Source organism: Polaromonas sp. P3_B4 (genome assembly GCF_056402835.1).
In genome coordinates this window covers 3034106-3051366 of sequence record NZ_JBFUGQ010000001.1, presented here as the reverse complement: position 1 = coordinate 3051366, position 17261 = coordinate 3034106, and the positions used below count along the sequence as shown (strand labels likewise).

The following is a 17261-nucleotide window of genomic DNA, read 5'->3' as shown; positions in this document are numbered from 1 at the left end:
AATTCAGTCAGGTGTCCTGGCCAGCGCCTGTTGCTGATAGGTGTCGATTTGCGCCTGGGTGACCTTACGCAGGTCCGCCCCCGCGAGTTTTTGCTGGTTCCAGTCGACGATCAGTCCGAGTGCACCGTTAAGGTCAACTGACGGGTGCCAGCCCAGTTTGTGGGCAGCTTTGGAGATATCCAGCTTGAGATAGCTGGCTTCGTGGGGATGATCGGCACCGTCGATTTGCCAGGTAGCTTCTCCCGCCCATTGATGGGCGAGCTGGCGGACTATCCATTCGACAGGGCGCGCGTCTTCGCTGGTCGGGCCGAAGTTCCAGGCTTCAGAAAATGCCGGTCCGTCATCGAAAAGTTTTTCTGCCAGCGTCAAATAACCGCGCAGGGGCTCCAGCACATGTTGCCAGGGGCGGATCGCATGTGGATTGCGAATTATCACAGGCTGCCCCTTCTCAAATGCCGCAAGTATGTCGGGAATCAGCCGGTCTTTTGCCCAGTCACCACCGCCAATGACGTTCCCGGCGCGAGCTGTGGCCAGCGCAACACCGTGCTGGGCATAAGCTGCGGGGTTGAAGAAAGATGCGCGATAGGCTGCGGTGACAAGTTCGGCGCAGCCTTTGCTATTGCTGTACGGGTCGTGACCGCCCATCGGCTCGTTTTCACGATAGGCCCAGACCCACTCCTGGTTTTCGTAGCACTTGTCGGTCGTGACGTTGACGACGGCCTTGACGCCTGACGTCTGACGCACCGCCTCGAGCAGGTTCACGGTACCCATGACGTTGACCGCATAGGTCTCGACGGGTTCGGCGTACGAGTGGCGCACCAGCGACTGGGCTGCCATATGGATCACGACCTCCGGACCCGCTCGGCGCATGGCCTCGCGCAGCGCGGTGAGGTCGCGCACGTCACCGTGCAACGATGTCATGCCGTCGGCAACGCGAGCCGCATCAAACAGGCTTGGCTCGGTCGGCGGCGCCAGTGAATAGCCAGTGACTTCGGCGCCCAGGCGCTGTAGCCACAAGGACAGCCAGCTCCCCTTGAAGCCGGTATGACCGGTCAGAAAGACACGCTTGCCGCGCCAGAATTCGGGCGTCATTTCCACACCTTCCAGGGAGCCTTGCCTGAGGCCCAGAGTTCCTCAAGGTAATTCTTGTCTCGAAGAGTGTCCATTGGCTGCCAGAAGCCGCCATGCTGGAACGCTGCGAGTTGCCCTTCGTCAGCAAGCGACTCGAGCGGCTGCCGCTCCCAGGTGCAATTGTCGCCGTCGAGGTAGTCGAGAACGGCTGGCGACAGCACAAAAAAGCCGCCGTTAATCATGCCACCGTCGCCCTTGGGCTTTTCCTTGAAGCTGCGCACCTTGTCGCCCTCGAAGTCAAGCGCGCCGAACCGTCCTGGCGGCAAGGTTGCGGTCAGGGTCGCCTTGACGCCTTGCGCCTTATGAAACGCGAGCAGCGCGGTAATGTCGACATCGCCGACACCGTCGCCGTAGGTGAAGCAGAAGGCTTCTTCGTCCTTGACATACGATGCGACCCGGCCGAGCCGACCACCGGTCATGGTGTCTTCACCAGTGTCGATCAGGGTAACGCGCCAGGGTTCGGCGCTGCGCTGATGCACTTCCATGCTGTTCTTGCTCATGTCAAATGTCACGTCGGACATGTGCAGGAAGTAATTCGCGAAGTACTCCTTGATCATGTACCCCTTGTACCCGCAGCAGATCACGAAATCATTCACGCCGTGGGCAGAATAGATCTTCATGATGTGCCAGAGGATGGGTTTGCCGCCGATCTCGATCATGGGTTTCGGTCGGGACGAAGTTTCCTCGGAAATACGGGTGCCCAAACCGCCGGCAAGAATGACAGCTTTCATGGTTCAAATGCCTTTTAGTTGCCTGACCGCGTCTTCGATCGAGTAGTGATGGTTACCGACAAATAGACCGTTATCGTCGATATGCTCGGCGTTCTTCAGCTCACCGAAGACTTCCGAGTCGAAATATTTGACGACTTCATTCTTGGCAAAATTGCCGGCAACGATAGGTCGTACTTCGAACCCAAGGCCATTGAGTTTGGCGACCAGTGCCTCGCGCGTGAGGTTCACACCAGGCCGGATAACAAGGCTGAAACCGAACCAGCTGCTATTGCCAATCTCCTTCTGGATCAGCACTGTAGGATGATCGCGCATGACCGATTGCAGCAGCGCTGCGTTTTTTCGCCGTTCGGCGACCAGCATAGGCAACTTCTTGACCTGTTCGATGCCGAGTGCGCCTGACATTTCGAGCGGCCGTACGTTGTAGCCGGGCAGGACGAAGCGAAACGACTCTTTGAACGGATCGTCGCTTTTTTCGCCGCAGACATGGTTGAACTTCGGGAGGTTGCGGGTCCAGCCGTGCGCGCGCAGCGACAGCAAAATGTGGTGCAACTCCTCGTCATCGGTGCTGATCAGGCCACCTTCCATCGTCGAGATGTGATGTGAAAAGAATGAGCTGTAACTGCCCATCAGGCCGAAAGTGCCGGCTTGCTTGCCTTCGAAGGTTGCGCCGAGCGACTCGCAGTTGTCCTCGATCAGCGTGATCTTCTTGTCGCCGATGATGGATTTGATGCGCGCGAAGTTGTTCGGGTTGCCGAGCAGGTTGACGGCCATGATCAGGCGGGTGTTACCGGTGACGGCTTTTTCCAGTGCATCGAGGTCGTAGTTCAAGGTTTCGAGATCGATATCGACGAATTTGATCTTCAGGCCGTACTGGTATAGCGGGTAATAGGTTGTGCTCCAGGATACGGCGGGCACGATCACTTCGTCGCCCGGTTTGAGAGCAATCGCGTCATTCTTGGAATAGAAAAGCGCCGCGACCATTAACAGGTTGGCCGACGAACCGGAATTCACCATCACGCAATGCTTGACACCGAGGTAGCTTGCGAATTGTTTTTCGAATTCGAACACCTTGGGTCCCATGGTGAACATGCCCGAGGTGATGACCTCTTGCAGTGCAGCGTATTCAGCCTGGTCCCAGGTGGCGGTGGCGAGAGGGTATTTGTGGCTCATGCTTGGCTATCCTGCAAATAAAATTGATAAGTTTTTTCAATGCCTTGATTCAACAACGTCGACGCTCGCCAACCCCAGGCGCGCTGCCTCTCAATGTCGACAAGTTTTTGTTTCATGCCGACCGGCTTGCTTGTGTCATGTACAAACTCGCCGCTCCAGCCAACGACTTCGGCGGCAGCACGGTAGTAGTCGTTGATGCTGTGGTCGTGGCCGAGGCCGACATTGAGCAGCCCCGGTAGCTTGTCGAAATCGGACAGCGCATGCAGCACGGCGTCGGCCAGATCACCTGCATACATGAACTCGCGGCGTGCCGTGCCGTCACCCCATATCTCGACGCTCGGCAGGCCGCCGGCCTTGGCCTGATGGACCTTGTGGATGATCGCAGGGATCAGGTGGGAGTGCTTCGGGTCGAATTTGTCGTGCCGGCCGTACAGGTTGCACGGAATCAGCGTCTTGTACTGGTTGACCGGTGTTTCGCGGGCGATGTATTCGCACAGCCGGGTTGCGAAGATCTTGGCGATCGCATAGCCCTCGTTGGTCGGCTCAAGTTCGCCGCGCAGAATCAATTCCTCGCCGAGCGGGTTCTGCGCTTCGCGTGGGTACATGCAGGAGCTCGCGAGGTTCAGCAGCCTGGTAACACCGGCCTCGCGCGCTGCCATGATCACGTTGCGACCGAGGTCTACGTTTACTACGAGAAAATCGACTGGGTGCGCGATGTTCGCCTGAATGCCGCCGACCAGTCCGGCGCAGTGAATTACAGCATCGGGCCGGACATCTGCGACGAAGCGGCGCGTCGCCTCGAAGTCGGCCAGGTTCAGTTCCCGGCTGCCAGGCGCGACAAAATCCCAGTTGCCCGCGAGCGGGTGCTCGAGGATATTGCGGCCGACCATGCCGCTGCCGCCGGTCAGGAAAACACGGGGTTTGGCCACGTTTAGCCCTGGTTGCGCAGGGCCTTGTGGCCGTGCGCCTTGACCTGCAAATCGAACTCGGCCTGTGTCATGTCGACTTTGGCCATTTCGGCGACCAGTTCTGCGAAGCTGATTTTCGGAACCCAGCCGAGTTTTTCGCGTGCCTTGGTCGCATCACCGAGCAGCGTTTCAACCTCGGTCGGACGGAAGTAACGCGGATCGACCGACACGATGCATTTGCCGGTGGCAGCGTCATAGCCCTTCTCGTTCTCGTCGTGGCCTTCCCAGCGGATCTGCATGCCGTATTCCCGGGCAGTCGCCTCGACGAAATCACGCACGCTGTATTGCACACCGGTGGCAATCACGAAGTCTTCGGGTTTGTCCTGCTGAAGCATGAGCCATTGCATTTCGACATAGTCCTTGGCGTGGCCCCAGTCCCGTTTGGCATCCATGTTGCCCAGATAGAGGCAGTCCTGGATGCCCAGCTTGATGCGGGCGAGTGCGCGCGTGATCTTGCGCGTCACAAAGGTTTCGCCGCGGACCGGGCTTTCGTGGTTGAACAGGATGCCGTTGCAGGCATAGATGCCGTAGGCTTCCCGGTAGTTGATTGTGATCCAGTAGGCGTAGAGCTTGGCGACCGCGTAAGGGCTGCGGGGGTAGAACGGTGTAGTTTCTTTTTGCGGGATTTCCTGCACCAAGCCATAGAGTTCGGAAGTCGAAGCCTGGTAGAAGCGTGTGGTCTTCTCAAGTCCGAGAATGCGCATTGCTTCAAGGACGCGCAAGGCGCCCAGGCCGTCGCTGTTGGCTGTGTACTCCGGCTCTTCAAAACTCACGGCGACATGGCTTTGCGCCGCGAGGTTGTAGATTTCGTCCGGCTGGGTTTGCTGGATGATGCGGGTCAGGCTCGACGAGTCGGTCATGTCGCCGTGGTGCAGCACAAAGCGCTGGTTGGCTTCGTGCGGGTCCTGGAACAAGTGGTCGATGCGATCCGTATTGAAGAGCGACGTGCGGCGTTTGATGCCGTGCACGATATAGCCCTTGTTCAGCAGAAACTCCGCCAGGTAGGAACCGTCCTGGCCGGTGATGCCGGTGATGAGTGCTGTTTTCATTGTTTATGCCCTGCCATAGTTGTCGGTAAATCGCACGATATCGTCCTCGCCCAGATAGCTGCCGGACTGGACTTCGATCATTTCCAGATCGGTTTTTCCTGGATTTTCCAGGCGGTGAGTTTCGCCGATCGGAATGTAAGTGGACTGGTTTTCAGTGAGGAGAAAGGTGGCCTCGCCTTTGGTGACCAGCGCGGTGCCGGAAACCACGATCCAGTGTTCGGCCCGATGATGGTGTTTTTGCAGGCTCAACGACGCGCCGGGCTTGACCATGATGCGCTTGACCTGGAATCGGGCGCCGCGGTCAATGCTGTCATACCAGCCCCAGGGCCTCGCTACCTTGCGGTGCAGACTCGCTTCCGGGCTTTGGCGCGTTTCGAGCTGGGAAACCACACCCTTGACCTGCTCCACGTGGCTGCTCGCGGCGACAAGCAACGCGTCGGGCGTATCAATCACCAGAAGGTCCTCGGTGCCGAGCGTCACCACGGTGCGATGCGGCGCGTGAATATAGGTGCGTTTGCTGTGCAGCGCCATGCCGTTGCCGTCGATGCGGTTGCCGTCGTCGTCCGGCGCCGTGAGCCCGGCGACGGCATTCCAGCTGCCGACGTCACTCCACGCACCCGCAAATGGCACGACAGCGACGGCATCGTGGCGCTCGAGCACGGCGTAGTCGATACTTTCGGCGCGCACGGCACCGAATGCCGCTGCGTCGGGCCGCACGAACTGCTGGTCCTCTCCGACCGCTGACACAGCCAGCCGGCAGCCTTGCAGAATGTCGGGCGCGTGTTGTTCCAGGGCCGCGATCAGTGTGTCGGCGCGCGTCAGGAAGATACCGGCGTTCCAGAGCGTGTCACCCTGCAATATCAGTGCCTGGGCTTTTTCTGCGTCGGGTTTTTCAATAAAACGCGCGACTTTGGCGCTACCGTCGCCGCGTGCCGCGCCTTGCTGGATATAACCGTAGGCAGTTGCCGGAAAAGCCGGCACCACGCCAAAAGTCACGATCTCACCGCTCAGCGCCGCCGCCAGGCCCTGGCCCACCATGGCTGAAAAGGCCACAACATCGGGAATATGGTGATCCGAAGGGCAAAACAGCAGGACTTGACCGGGTTTGGCGAGCAGCGCCGCGAGCGCCATCGCAGGCGCCGTGTTGCGCCCGGTGGGCTCCAGCACAATCCGGCCCTTGACGCGTGCTGCCTGCATGGCTTCGCTGACGAGGAATCGGTGTTCTTCCGAGGCGACGCAGATCACATCGGGCGTGGTTGCGCTGTCTCCGTTGACGTGTGCCACCCGCTCCAGGGTCAGCTGCAGCAGGCTTTTACCGCCGATCAGCGGGACGAACTGTTTCGGGAAGCTTTTCCGCGACAGCGGCCAAAGCCGTGTGCCTGCGCCGCCGCAGAGGATGACAGGCGTGATGGTGACGGTTTCAGTCATGGTTGTGATCAGTGCTGGTTTTTGCCTGGGTGACTTCGACTTTGAGGTTTTCGATTTCAACCTTGAGGTTTTCGTACTCCGCCAACTTGCGTTCGAGAAAGCGCAAGGTCAGGCCGGCCTTCTCGGAAATGCCGTTCGGCGTCAACAGATAGGCGTAAGCCAGCTTTTTTTCGCTGCGGCTGAAGCTTTGCATCTTGATGAAGCCCTTGTCGAGCAGCGCTTTCAGGCAATAGTTGGTTTTGCCCAGGCTAACGCCCAGCGCATTGGCGAGATCGCGCTGGTTCATATGAGGATTGGCCTCCAGCAGGCGCAGTACCCGCAGGTGGTTTTCTTCCTGAAGTGAAGAATTCAGCAAATGGATGATTCAGCTGTTCAATGAGTGAACAGGATATTACCACTGCTGCCGCATGGGTAGAACACCGGCGTGAGGGATTATTTACACCGTTGCGGCAGGTCCTGGCAGGACTGTGAGGAAACTGCAAGGAGGCGGGCCGGGGTATGCGCTGATAATTGCGGCAAATAAAGCGGGGGCCCCATGGTATTTCTGGTTTGTCTGAGTTTCACGGTGTCGCTAATCGCCTCCATGCTGGTTATCCGCATGGCGCGTGAGCATGCCAGCCGATACGACGTGAGCAAACCGCAGCGGTTCCATGCGGGAAACATACCGCGCGTCGGCGGCATCGGGATACTGCTGGGCTTATTGGCTGGCTTGCTTGCCGGCGTGATAGCTGAAACAACCGCCAGCCGGGTAAATGTGCCCATGAGCTGGCATACCGCCTTGCAATTGGTGGTGGTCCTGCTGCCAGCCGTGCTGGGCGGCGTTTATGAAGATCTGACGCAGCGGCTGACGGTGCGTTACCGCCTGTTGCTGACGGGGCTGTCCGCAGCGCTGGCGTGCAGCCTGTTCGGGCTGGCGTTACCGCGGCTCGGCGTGCCCGGGATCGACATGCTGCTGCTGTCATTTCCCTGGGTCGGCGTTGCCTTGGCTTTTTTCGCGTTCTGCGGCTTGCCGCACGCGTTCAATATCATTGATGGCTACAACGGCCTGGCGGGTACCGTCGCGTCGCTCATCTGCCTGGCAATCGCCTATGTCGCGCTTCAGCTTGGTGACCGTCAGCTGGCTGCCATCGTTGTATGCCTGGCAGGTGCGACCATGGGTTTTCTCATGTGGAATTACCCCCGTGGCCTGATTTTTGCGGGGGATGGGGGTGCCTATCTCTGGGGTGTTGTGATCGCGCTCGCCTGCATACTGCTGGTGCAGCGCCACCAGATGGTTTCGCCGTGGTTTCCGATGCTGTTGATCATTTATCCGGTCTGGGAGACTGTTTTTTCGATCTACCGAAAGCTGGCGCGCGGCGGATCGCCCGGGGTGGCTGATGCGCTGCATTTCCATCAGCTGATCTACCGCCGCCTGGTGCGTGGTGTGTTCCACGATGACGAGTCGCGGCGCATGTTGATGCGCAACAACCGGACGTCACCTTATCTCTGGAGCTTTACCTTGCTGACGGTGGTGCCGGCAGTGCTGTTCTGGCGTGAGACCTCGATCCTCATGATGTTTTGCGCGCTGTTTGTGTTGACGTATGTCGGTTTTTATATCGCGATCATCCGTTTCAAGGTTCCGCGCTGGCTGCGTCGCTGAGGCCGGCACGCTGGCCGCAGTGATGCGGCACAATTCGGGCAATATTTCCCGGCAATACCTGCTCCCTGTGTTCCTGTTCCCTGTTTCATCCTGACAAGGCCCCGCGAATGACCACCAATACCGCCAACGACCCAGACCTCTCCCATGTAGGCCCGCGCGACAAGGCCGAGATCCTGGCCCAGGCGCTGCCTTACATCCGCAAGTTTCACGGCAAGACCCTGGTCATCAAATATGGCGGCAATGCCATGACGGACCCGGCCCTGCAGGCTGATTTTGCGGAGGACGTGGTTCTGCTCAAGCTGGTCGGCATGAATCCGGTGGTGGTGCACGGCGGGGGCCCGCAAATCGAGGCGGCGCTGAACCGCCTGGGCAAAAAGGGGCATTTCATCCAGGGTATGCGCGTCACCGACGAAGAGACCATGGAAGTCGTGGAGTGGGTGCTGGCCGGCCAGGTGCAGCAGGACATCGTCGGCCTGATCAACCAGGCCGGTGGCAAGGCCGTGGGCCTGACGGGCCGCGATGGCGGATTGATCCGTGCGCAAAAGCTCAAGATGGTCGACAAGGATGACCCGACGAAGGAGCACGACATCGGCTTTGTGGGTGACATCGTCAGCATTGACCCGAGCGTGGTCAAGGCGCTGCAGGACGATGCCTTCATTCCGGTGATCAGCCCGATCGGGTTTGGCGAGGAAAACGAGAGCTACAACATCAATGCCGACGTGGTGGCGGGCAAGCTGGCCACTGTGCTGAAGGCCGAGAAACTGGTGCTGCTCACCAACACCCCCGGCGTGCTGAACAAGGCCGGGGAGCTGCTGACTGACCTGAGCGCCCGCGAAATCGACGAGCTGTTTGCCGACGGAACGATTTCCGGCGGCATGCTGCCCAAAATCGAAGGCGCGCTGGACGCGGCCAAAAGCGGCGTGAATTCTGTCCACATCATCGACGGCCGGGTGCCGCATGCCATGCTGCTGGAAATCCTGACCGACCAGGCCTACGGGACCATGATCCGCTCGCACTGATCCAGGCGTTCCTGGCGGCCCAAGGCTGTCCGGATGGGCGGCGCCCTTATTTTGATGAAATTGGTCGCCAGGGTATAAGGGGTGTGCGCAAGATGCTATAAAAAATATAGCAAATATGGGCATTTCCTTTGCCGTCAGGGTGGCGACAGTGCCGGTCTGGCAGACTGGCAGCCGATACCGGGCCAAAAACAAGACCAAAAACCAAATCAGGCAGCGGCACCGGTTTTTTCCTGAATTGACACTCCTCAGGCGGGGTCAATTGGCATTGGCGACGAAACGGACAATTCGTTATGCGACTCCTGTTGGTTGAAGACGACGTGATGGTGGCCAGCGGCATCAAGCTGGGGCTCAGTGACGCCGGCTACGCCGTCGACTGGGTCGGCAGTGCCGAACGCGCGGAGGAAGTGTTGCAGGGTGAGACCTTCGATGCGGCGATCATCGACATCGGGCTGCCGCGCATTGACGGGCTGGAACTGACGCGCCGCCTGCGCCGCGGCGGAATGGCCATGCCGGTGCTCATCCTGACGGCCCGCGACGCGCTGCAGGACCGTGTCCAGGGGCTGGACCTGGGGGCGGATGACTACATGGTCAAGCCGTTTGAGCTGCCCGAGTTGCTGGCGCGCCTGCGCGCACTGCTGCGCCGCTCCCAGGCCGCCACCAGCGCCACACTGAGTTTTGGAGCGCTGGAACTGGACACGGCCAACCGCGAGGCGCGCGCCAACGGCCAGCTGATAGAGCTCGGACCGCGCGAATGGACGGTGATGGAGTATTTGCTGATCCACGCGCCCAAGCCGGCCAGCAAAGACAAGCTGCTGCAGGCCATGACGGGGTGGGACAAGGAAATCACGCCCAATGCCATTGAGGTGTACATCTCGCGTTTGCGCGGCAAGCTGGAGCCGCACGGCATAGCCGTACGCTCCATTCGCGGCTTTGGCTACCGGCTGGAGCTGGTGGAAGTTTCCCCGGGGATGCCGTCCAGCGCTGGCGCTGAATAGGCAGCGCAGGCATGAACCCTTTCGGCCAGTCCTGGGCCGTCCGCCTGAAAAACCGCCTGCGTACGCTGGCTGCGCGCACGGGCGGCAACGCGTTCGTGCCTGCCGCCATGAAGTCCGGCCTGCAGCGCCGGCTGCTCCTGCTGCTGCTTTTCCCGCTGGGGACTTTTGCGCTGGTGAGTATTTATTTTGACTACCAGACGGCCGGCGATGTCGCCCTGCAAAAAGATCAGCAGCTGCTCCGGCTGATTCCCCTGCTGGCCGATTCGGTTGTGGCGCCGGGCGCCACCCCGGAAAGTGCGCCGGTGCTGCTGATGGCCCCCGCCGTGGATGATTTCCTCAAGGGCCGGCCTGGCTTTGCCGGCTTTCGCCTCGCCGATGCCGAAGGCGACTTTCTGGCCGGTGAGCCCTGGATTCCCGAGTTGCTGCCGGCCACGCACGAGCCGGAATTCCACAGCATCGAATACAACGGCGTGACCTACCGGATTGCCGCGCAGCGCATGAAGACTGCGGTGGGTGAGCTGATCGTCCAGCTGGCGGATGGATCGGATCCGCGCCAGCAATGGGTACGCTCCGTGCTGTTCAAGGTGCTGCTGCCCAATCTGATCCTGGTTGTGGCGGCTGGTTTTGCCGTCAACTGGGCCGTCACGCGGGCACTCAAGCCGTTGATTGAGCTCAAGGACGCGGTGGAGCGCCGCAACCCGCGCGACTTGAGTGCCATCGACCCGATGGCTACGCCGGCCGAGGTGCAGCCGCTGGTGAGTGCCTTGAACCGCCTTTTTGGCCTGGTGAACGACCAGGCGGAGGGGCAGCGGCGGTTTGTGGCTGATGCCGCGCACCAACTGCGCACGCCTCTGGCCGGGCTGCAGGCCCAGGTCGAGGCCTGGGCGCAAGCGGCCAAGGTGGCCCAGGCAGCAGGCTCGGACGGGGCGGTGACCTTGTCGGCCGAAAAAATCATCAAGCTGCGCAATGCCACACGCCGGACGTCGCAGCTGGCCAACCAGCTGCTGGCGCTCTCGCGCGCCGACGCGTCAGCCGCCGGCGCCCAGCCCATGCAACGGGTAGACCTGAAAGACCTCTGCGAATCCATCCTGCCCCTGCATCTGGATGCCGCCATGCGCAAGGGCATTGACCTGGGGCTGGAAACCCAGCCTGCACAGGTCAGTGGTTACGAGTGGCTGCTGCGCGAGCTGCTGGGTAATCTGGTGGACAACGCCGTCAAATACACACCGCCCGGCGGCACGGTCACGATCCGCTGTGGCCCGACGGCTGGCTTCGAAGCGCCGGACACGCCAAAACAGCCGGGTCCTGGTGGCGCTGCCGCCGAACACCGGCGCTGGGGCGTCTTCCTGGAAGTCGAAGACGACGGCCCCGGCATAGCCCCGGACGAGCGCAGCATGGCGCTGCAGCGCTTTTACCGGGTGCAGGGGACGGCGGGCGAGGGCAATGGCCTGGGCCTGGCCATTGCCAGCGAAATCGCGCGGGTTCACCATTCGCAGCTGGAGCTGGACCACACCGGGACTGGCCCAGCCGGACCGTACGGATTACGGGTTCGATTGAGTTTGTAGCTCGCCCACCACAGTAAGCGCTTGCTGTTACGGAACAGAACGTTGCGCCTTCGCCTCATGGGCGAAAACCCGGGCACGGTGAGAGACGAACTGTCACTTGGCTGTGCGAGAATCAATTGCAACGATTCCCGGTTTTTTGAAACATTTCCTACTTCATCGCCTATGTCCGACTTAGCGTCTGAATCCGAACTGAGCCCGCACGCCACGCCAGCCGAGCCTGCGGTGCGCAAGCGCCCCAAACCGGGTGAGCGCCGGGTCCAGATTCTGCAGGCGCTGGCCACCATGCTGGAGCAGCCGGGCGCCGAGCGCATCACCACATCGGCCCTGGCAGCCAAGCTGGATGTGAGCGAAGCCGCCCTTTACCGCCATTTCGCCAGCAAGGCGCAGATGTTCGAGGGCCTGATCGAATTCATCGAGCAAAGCGTCTTCACACTGATCAATCAGATTGGTGAACGTGAACCCGACCATTCAGCCCGCACCCGCAAGCTGGTGGTCATGATCCTGCAGTTTGCCGAAAAGAACCCCGGCATGACGCGCGTCATGGTCGGCGATGCGCTGGTATTTGAAAACGACCGCCTGCAAGAGCGCATGAACCAGTTCTTCGACAAGCTCGAGTCCAGCCTCAAGCAAAGCCTGCGCGACGCTGCGGCCGCCAGCGGCGCGGCGACCCCCACGGTGGACGCCCAGGTGCGCGCCTCGGTCATCGTTGCCTTCATGGTCGGCCGCTTGCAGCGTTTTGCCCGCTCAGGCTTCAAGCGCCTGCCGTCCGAGCACCTCGAAGCCAGCCTCGCGACTATATTGGGCTAACCCCTATCGGACGCGCACTTCGTGTCGCGCCTTTTCCCCTTTCAGGGGACGGGCGCCTTGGCGCCGGCAAAGCCGGACCCCGGCCCCCACTGGAAAAGAACAGTCCTTAGCTGGCCTCCCCGGGGGCATGTCAGTTGGGGCCGCGGAACGGGCTTTGCCCGGCCGCAGGCGCCGTCCCCTGCAAGGGGAGGGGGCGCTACACGAAGTGAGCGCCAGCAGGGGTGAGCCAGTTCACCAATTCCAGAGGGTGCCGTCGTGCTGCAACCGGTTCACCGGCAGGTAGGCGCGCTGGTACGGGTATTTCGCGGCGAGCTTCTCGTCGATTTCCACGCCATGGCCCGGCGTTTCGCCGCAGTGCATAAAGCCTTTGTCAAAACGATAGCTGTGCGGAAACACCTCATCGGTCTGCTCGGTGTGGCGCATGTATTCCTGCACGCCGAAATTGGGCACCCATGTATCGAAGTGCAGCGCTGCGCCCATGCAGACCGGTGACAAATCGGTCGCGCCGTGGCAGCCCGTGCGTACCTGGTACATCGCCGCAAAGTCGGCAATGCGCCGCAGGTGGGTGATGCCGCCGGCATGCACCACCGTCGCGCGGATGTAGTCGATCAGCTGGTTCTGAATCAGGTCCTTGCAGTCCCAGATGGTGTTGAAAATCTCGCCCACGGCCAGCGGTGTGGTCGTGTGCTGGCGGATCAGGCGAAAAGCCTCCTGGTTTTCGGCCGGCGTCGCGTCTTCGATCCAGAACAGGTGATAGGGCTCCAGTGATTTTCCCAGCCGGCCCGCCTCGATCGGCGTCAGGCGGTGATGCACGTCGTGCAGCAAATGAATGTCCGGCCCGACGGCGGTACGCACTGCGTCGAACAACTTCGGGGTGTGCAGCAGGTATTTTTCGCTGCTCCAGTCGTGTTCGCTGGGCAGGTCAGCGTCAGCCGGTTCGTAAAACAGCGTGCCCTTGCCGACGCCATAAACCTTGTCCAGGCCCGGCACGCCGCTCTGCGCGCGTATGGCCTGATAGCCCATCTCCTTGTAGCGCAACACCTCTTCCACGGTCTGCGCAATGTCTTTCCCATTGGCATGCCCATAGACCATCACACCGGTGCGGCTCTTTCCGCCCAGCAGCTGGTACAGCGGCATGTTGGCGGCCTTGGCCTTGATGTCCCAGAGGGCGGTGTCGACTGCGGCGATCGCGCTCATGGTGACCGGGCCGCGCCGCCAGTAAGCGCCCTTGTACAGGTACTGCCAGATGTCCTCGATCTGGTGTGCATCGCGTCCGATCAGGCAGGGGATGACATGCTCGGTCAGGTAGCTCACGACAGACAGCTCGCGCCCGTTGAGCGTTGCGTCGCCGATGCCGGTCAGGCCTTCGTCGGTTTCTATTTTCAGGGTAACGAAATTGCGGCCGGGGCTGCAGACGATGACGCGGGCGTTGGTGATTTTCATGGTGTTCAGATGGGGTGGGAGTGAAGTTGGTCCAGGGCGGCCAGCATGCCGCGCTGGTTGATCTGGGCCAGCCAGTGGGTCATGCGGGCCAGCCAGCGCGCTTGCTGCGGCAGGGCCTCACCCCAGATGGCCGGCAGCGTACCCAGGGCTTGCACTGTCGCTGCAGCGTCACCGGAACGGTCAAGCGCGAGAGCTTTCAGCGTTTCGGCCATCGGGTCGTTTATGGCGTAGGGCTGCCCCTGCTCGTCGATGCCGCGCAGATAACGCATCCAGGCCGCTGCCGCAAAGGCCAGCCGTTCCACGGGCTGGTTCGCACGCAGGGCATCAATCACCGAAGGTACCCAGCGATATGGAATTTTCTGCGAGCTGTCAGTGGCGATCTGGTGCACCCTGTGCTGCAACTCGGGGTTGGCAAAACGTGCCAGCAGCGCGTCGCGGTAGGCGGGCCAGTCCGGGCGGTTGAGCTGCGGGCCGATCTCCTGCGTCATCAGGCCGTGGATGAAGCGATGCACCGCCGGCTGGGCGATGCAGTCGCTGACGACGGGCCAGCCCGCTACCGCGCCCATGCAGGCCATGGCCGTGTGGCTGCCGTTGAGCATGCGCAATTTGGCTTCTTCAAACGGCGCCACGTCGTCCACCACCGTGACGCCAGCGGCCGCCAGCACTGCGCCATCCGCAGGATCGGCAAAGCGGCGTTCAATCACCCATTCCCAGAATGCTTCGGTGCCCAGTGCAGCCTGGTCGGTCACGCCGAGCGCCTGCCCGGCAGCCGCCAGGCGCTCGCCGGTTGCGGCCGGCACGATGCGGTCCACCATGCTGTTCGGGAAGGCGCAGGCGGTGCCGATCCATTGCGCCAGCGCCGGATTTTCCTTTTGTGCGGCATCGATGCACAAAGCCTGCAACTTGCGGCCGTTGTGTGCCAGGTTGTCGCAGGAAGCCAGCGTCAACCCGGGCAGGCCCGCCGCATGGCGCGCCGCCAGGCCCTGCATCAGCAGTCGGGCCAGTTCCGGGGCGTAGCCTTTTTCAGTGACCGTCAGCGTGACCCAGCGCGTGGATGGCGCGGCCAGTGCCTGCACCACCTGCGCCAGCTCGCGGGCGGCCACGCAGGTTTGCCAGATGGCGCCACCGACCTGCCACTGCACACCGGTGCTGCTGGCAACCTGCACGGCATACAGGCCATCTTGCGCGGCCATGGCGTCGGCCAGCTCAGTGCTGCGCATGGCGACACCCAGCACACCCCAGCGCGCGTCACCGCGCTGCAGCAGGGTATCGAATACCAGTGCCTGGTGCGCACGGTGGAAGGCGCCCAGGCCCAGGTGCACCACGCCCACAGTACCGCGGCGTGAGTAAGTGGGGACGCCGATGCCGCGCGTGGCGATTTCCGGCAAAGCGCGGGTGTTCAGCATCGCGCGCTCAGTCAAACTGCAGGCCGCCATTGAGGTCCAGCACCTCGCCGGTGATGAAGCCGCTCATCGGGTGGGCCAGGAACAGCACGCAGTGAGCGAACTCTTCGAGCTCGCAGAAACGGCCCACCGGTATCTTCTGGCGCAGCTCGGCTTGCCGCTCGGCACTGACCTGCTCGGTCAGCATCTGGGTCTTCACGAAGGTCGGGGCCAGCGCGTTGCAGGTCACACCAAACGCGGCATATTCGCGGGCAAAGCTGAAGGTCAGCGAGATCACGCCGCCCTTGCTGGCCGCATAGGCTGGCAGCGGCGACAGCCCCCCGGTTTTGGCACCGTAGGACGATACGTTCACGATGCGGCCGAAACCACGCGCCTTCATGCCTGGCGCCACGCGCTGGCTGACGTAGAAGACACCGTCGAGGTTGATGCGCAGGGTCTTGTGCCAGAGCTCCGGCGTGGTCTGTTCGCAGTTGGCGTATTGCAGGAAGCCGGCGTTGTTGACGCAGACGTCGATGCGGCCAAAATGCGTTTCAATGGCGTCGCAAGCGGCGTGCACCTGGGCCTGCTCGCTCACGTCCATGGTGAAGCAGGCCAAACGGTCACCATACGCGGCAAGCTCGGCGGCCACACGTTCGGTGCCGAGGTCGGTGGCCGCCACTTTGTAGCCGGCGGCCAGCAGGGCACGCACCGTGGCCAGGCCCATGCCGGCGTTGGCGCCAGTGACAAGCGCAACCTGGTCTTGAATCGGTGGAGTCATGGCTTTTTCGGTGAAATTGAGGATCATTTTGGCCGCTAGACCTTATAGGGACTGCGCGAGCAGCTACTGATTTGATAGCGTTCGGTGCTCAGCCCGGCACACTTACACCGACCTTCTGGCCGGCTGCGACGATTTCGCGCCAGGTTTCGCCGTCCATTTCAATGCCGCCCTGTTCGCGTTCAAGCCGCGCACGGCGTTCCGGTTCACCGGCAATCTGCACAGCGTCCACACCGTCGGCCGGCGGGCTTTTGCGCAGCCACTCGACGAATGCCAGCGCTTCCATTTCGAGGGCCGACTGGGTGCCCAGCTTGCCCGGGTCAATCAGGATCGTGAGCATGCTGTTGTAGACCGCACGCACGCTCACTGTGGGGTGGTGCCAGGTGCCGCCGCCGGTGAGCGCGCCGCCCAGCAGCTCGCATGCCACCGCCAGGCCGTAGCCCTTGTGCTCGCCGAATGGCATGAGCGCGCCAAAAAAACCGTTCGGCTGCGGCACCACCACCACGCCGGGGTTGGTGGTGGGCTGGCCGTGTTCGTCGATCAGCAGGCCCGGCTGGACGGATTTGCCCTGGTTGTGCGCCACGCGCATTTTTCCCTGGGCCACGCGGCTGGTGGCGAAGTCCAGCACAAAGGGCGGGCTGTCCTTGAGTGGTATGCCTATGCAGCAGGGGTTGGTGCCGTAGCGGCCATCCGCGCCGCCCCAGGGTGCCACCACGGGCCGCGTCATGACGTTGACGAAGTGCAGCGACACCAGTCCCTGGGCCACGGCCATCTCGGCGAAATGGCCGATGCGCCCCAGATGGTGCGACTCGGCCAGCGCCATGATGCAGCTGCCATGGGTTTTGGCACGTGCCATGCCGAGCGCCATCGCCTGCTCGCCGATCGCCTGACCGTAACCGCGCTGGCCGTTCAGGCTGAGCAGCGAGCCGGTATCGAGCAGGGTTTTGACCTGGGCGTTGGGCGTCAGGCCACCTTCGAGCACCGCATCGACGTAGCGCGGAAGCATGCCGATGCCGTGCGAGTCATGGCCGCTCAGGTTGGCCATCACCAGGTTGGCGGCGATTTTTTCCGCTTCAGCGGCCGTGCTGCCGGCTGCTATAAAAATAGTAGCTGCTTGCGCCCGTAGATATTGGGCTTGAAGCACTTTTTGCATGTGAAA

The 17261-nt window shown here is 61.7% G+C and carries 16 protein-coding genes; 5 read left to right on the top strand and 11 right to left on the bottom strand.

The window, feature by feature from the left end:
* Positions 1 to 3: 3 nt before the first annotated feature.
* Genes rfbG through AC1DVV_RS14475 form a run of 7 tightly spaced genes read right to left on the bottom strand, consistent with a single transcriptional unit; the run spans position 4 to position 6832 of the window.
* On the bottom strand, positions 4 to 1092 hold the full coding sequence (rfbG, locus tag AC1DVV_RS14505; protein WP_477702150.1) for a CDP-glucose 4,6-dehydratase: 1089 nt from the start codon (positions 1090 to 1092) through the stop codon (positions 4 to 6).
* A complete protein-coding gene (rfbF, locus tag AC1DVV_RS14500; protein WP_477702149.1) occupies positions 1089 to 1862 on the bottom strand; it encodes a glucose-1-phosphate cytidylyltransferase in 774 nt (257 codons plus the stop codon). The genes rfbG and rfbF overlap by 4 nt, the downstream gene beginning before the upstream one ends.
* 3 nt (positions 1863 to 1865) lie before the next feature.
* Complete coding sequence (locus AC1DVV_RS14495; protein WP_477666572.1) at positions 1866 to 3032, bottom strand: DegT/DnrJ/EryC1/StrS family aminotransferase; 1167 nt, start codon at positions 3030 to 3032, stop codon at positions 1866 to 1868.
* Complete coding sequence (locus AC1DVV_RS14490; protein WP_477702148.1) at positions 3029 to 3961, bottom strand: GDP-L-fucose synthase family protein; 933 nt, start codon at positions 3959 to 3961, stop codon at positions 3029 to 3031. Before AC1DVV_RS14490 ends, AC1DVV_RS14495 begins: the two co-directional genes overlap by 4 nt.
* Positions 3962 to 3963: 2 nt before the next feature.
* Entirely contained in the window at positions 3964 to 5049 is a 1086-nt protein-coding gene (gmd, locus tag AC1DVV_RS14485) for a GDP-mannose 4,6-dehydratase (RefSeq protein ID WP_457281199.1), read from the bottom strand.
* 3 nt (positions 5050 to 5052) lie between these two features.
* On the bottom strand, positions 5053 to 6477 hold the full coding sequence (locus tag AC1DVV_RS14480; protein WP_477707205.1) for a mannose-1-phosphate guanylyltransferase/mannose-6-phosphate isomerase: 1425 nt from the start codon (positions 6475 to 6477) through the stop codon (positions 5053 to 5055).
* Positions 6470 to 6832 (bottom strand): MarR family EPS-associated transcriptional regulator, encoded by a 363-nt coding sequence (locus AC1DVV_RS14475; RefSeq protein ID WP_457281197.1) that lies wholly within the window; start codon positions 6830 to 6832, stop codon positions 6470 to 6472. The genes AC1DVV_RS14480 and AC1DVV_RS14475 overlap by 8 nt, the downstream gene beginning before the upstream one ends.
* A gap of 180 nt (positions 6833 to 7012) precedes the next feature.
* On the opposite strand from AC1DVV_RS14475, the gene AC1DVV_RS14470 reads away from it, so the two are divergent.
* From AC1DVV_RS14470 to slmA, 5 genes are all read left to right on the top strand, one after another.
* Positions 7013 to 8116 carry an MraY family glycosyltransferase gene (locus AC1DVV_RS14470; protein WP_477668488.1) on the top strand — a complete coding sequence of 368 codons (1104 nt, stop codon included), beginning with the start codon at positions 7013 to 7015 and terminating at the stop codon, positions 8114 to 8116.
* A gap of 107 nt (positions 8117 to 8223) precedes the next feature.
* Positions 8224 to 9135 carry an acetylglutamate kinase gene (gene argB / locus AC1DVV_RS14465; RefSeq protein ID WP_477689627.1) on the top strand — a complete coding sequence of 304 codons (912 nt, stop codon included), beginning with the start codon at positions 8224 to 8226 and terminating at the stop codon, positions 9133 to 9135.
* Positions 9136 to 9425: 290 nt separating this feature from the next.
* Positions 9426 to 10130, top strand: coding sequence for a response regulator (locus tag AC1DVV_RS14460; RefSeq protein WP_457281194.1), 705 nt, complete (start codon positions 9426 to 9428; stop codon positions 10128 to 10130).
* Between the two features lie 107 nt (positions 10131 to 10237).
* Positions 10238 to 11695, top strand: a complete 1458-nt coding sequence (locus AC1DVV_RS14455) for a sensor histidine kinase (RefSeq protein WP_457281646.1) — start codon at positions 10238 to 10240, stop codon at positions 11693 to 11695.
* Positions 11696 to 11857: 162 nt separating this feature from the next.
* Complete coding sequence (gene slmA, locus AC1DVV_RS14450) at positions 11858 to 12502, top strand: nucleoid occlusion factor SlmA (protein ID WP_477666576.1); 645 nt, start codon at positions 11858 to 11860, stop codon at positions 12500 to 12502.
* Positions 12503 to 12733: 231 nt separating this feature from the next.
* On the opposite strand, the gene manD is transcribed toward slmA, so the two are convergent.
* From manD to AC1DVV_RS14430, 4 genes are all read right to left on the bottom strand, one after another.
* On the bottom strand, positions 12734 to 13945 hold the full coding sequence (gene manD, locus AC1DVV_RS14445) for a D-mannonate dehydratase ManD (protein WP_457281192.1): 1212 nt from the start codon (positions 13943 to 13945) through the stop codon (positions 12734 to 12736).
* Positions 13946 to 13950: 5 nt separating this feature from the next.
* On the bottom strand, positions 13951 to 15351 hold the full coding sequence (locus tag AC1DVV_RS14440) for a mannitol dehydrogenase family protein (RefSeq protein ID WP_457281191.1): 1401 nt from the start codon (positions 15349 to 15351) through the stop codon (positions 13951 to 13953).
* Positions 15352 to 15358: 7 nt separating this feature from the next.
* Positions 15359 to 16105: an SDR family NAD(P)-dependent oxidoreductase gene (locus tag AC1DVV_RS14435; RefSeq protein WP_457281190.1), complete on the bottom strand. Its 747-nt coding sequence runs from the start codon at positions 16103 to 16105 to the stop codon at positions 15359 to 15361.
* An 88-nt stretch (positions 16106 to 16193) separates the two neighbouring features.
* Positions 16194 to 17255 (bottom strand): malate/lactate/ureidoglycolate dehydrogenase, encoded by a 1062-nt coding sequence (locus AC1DVV_RS14430; RefSeq protein ID WP_457281189.1) that lies wholly within the window; start codon positions 17253 to 17255, stop codon positions 16194 to 16196.
* Positions 17256 to 17261: the final 6 nt, after the last annotated feature.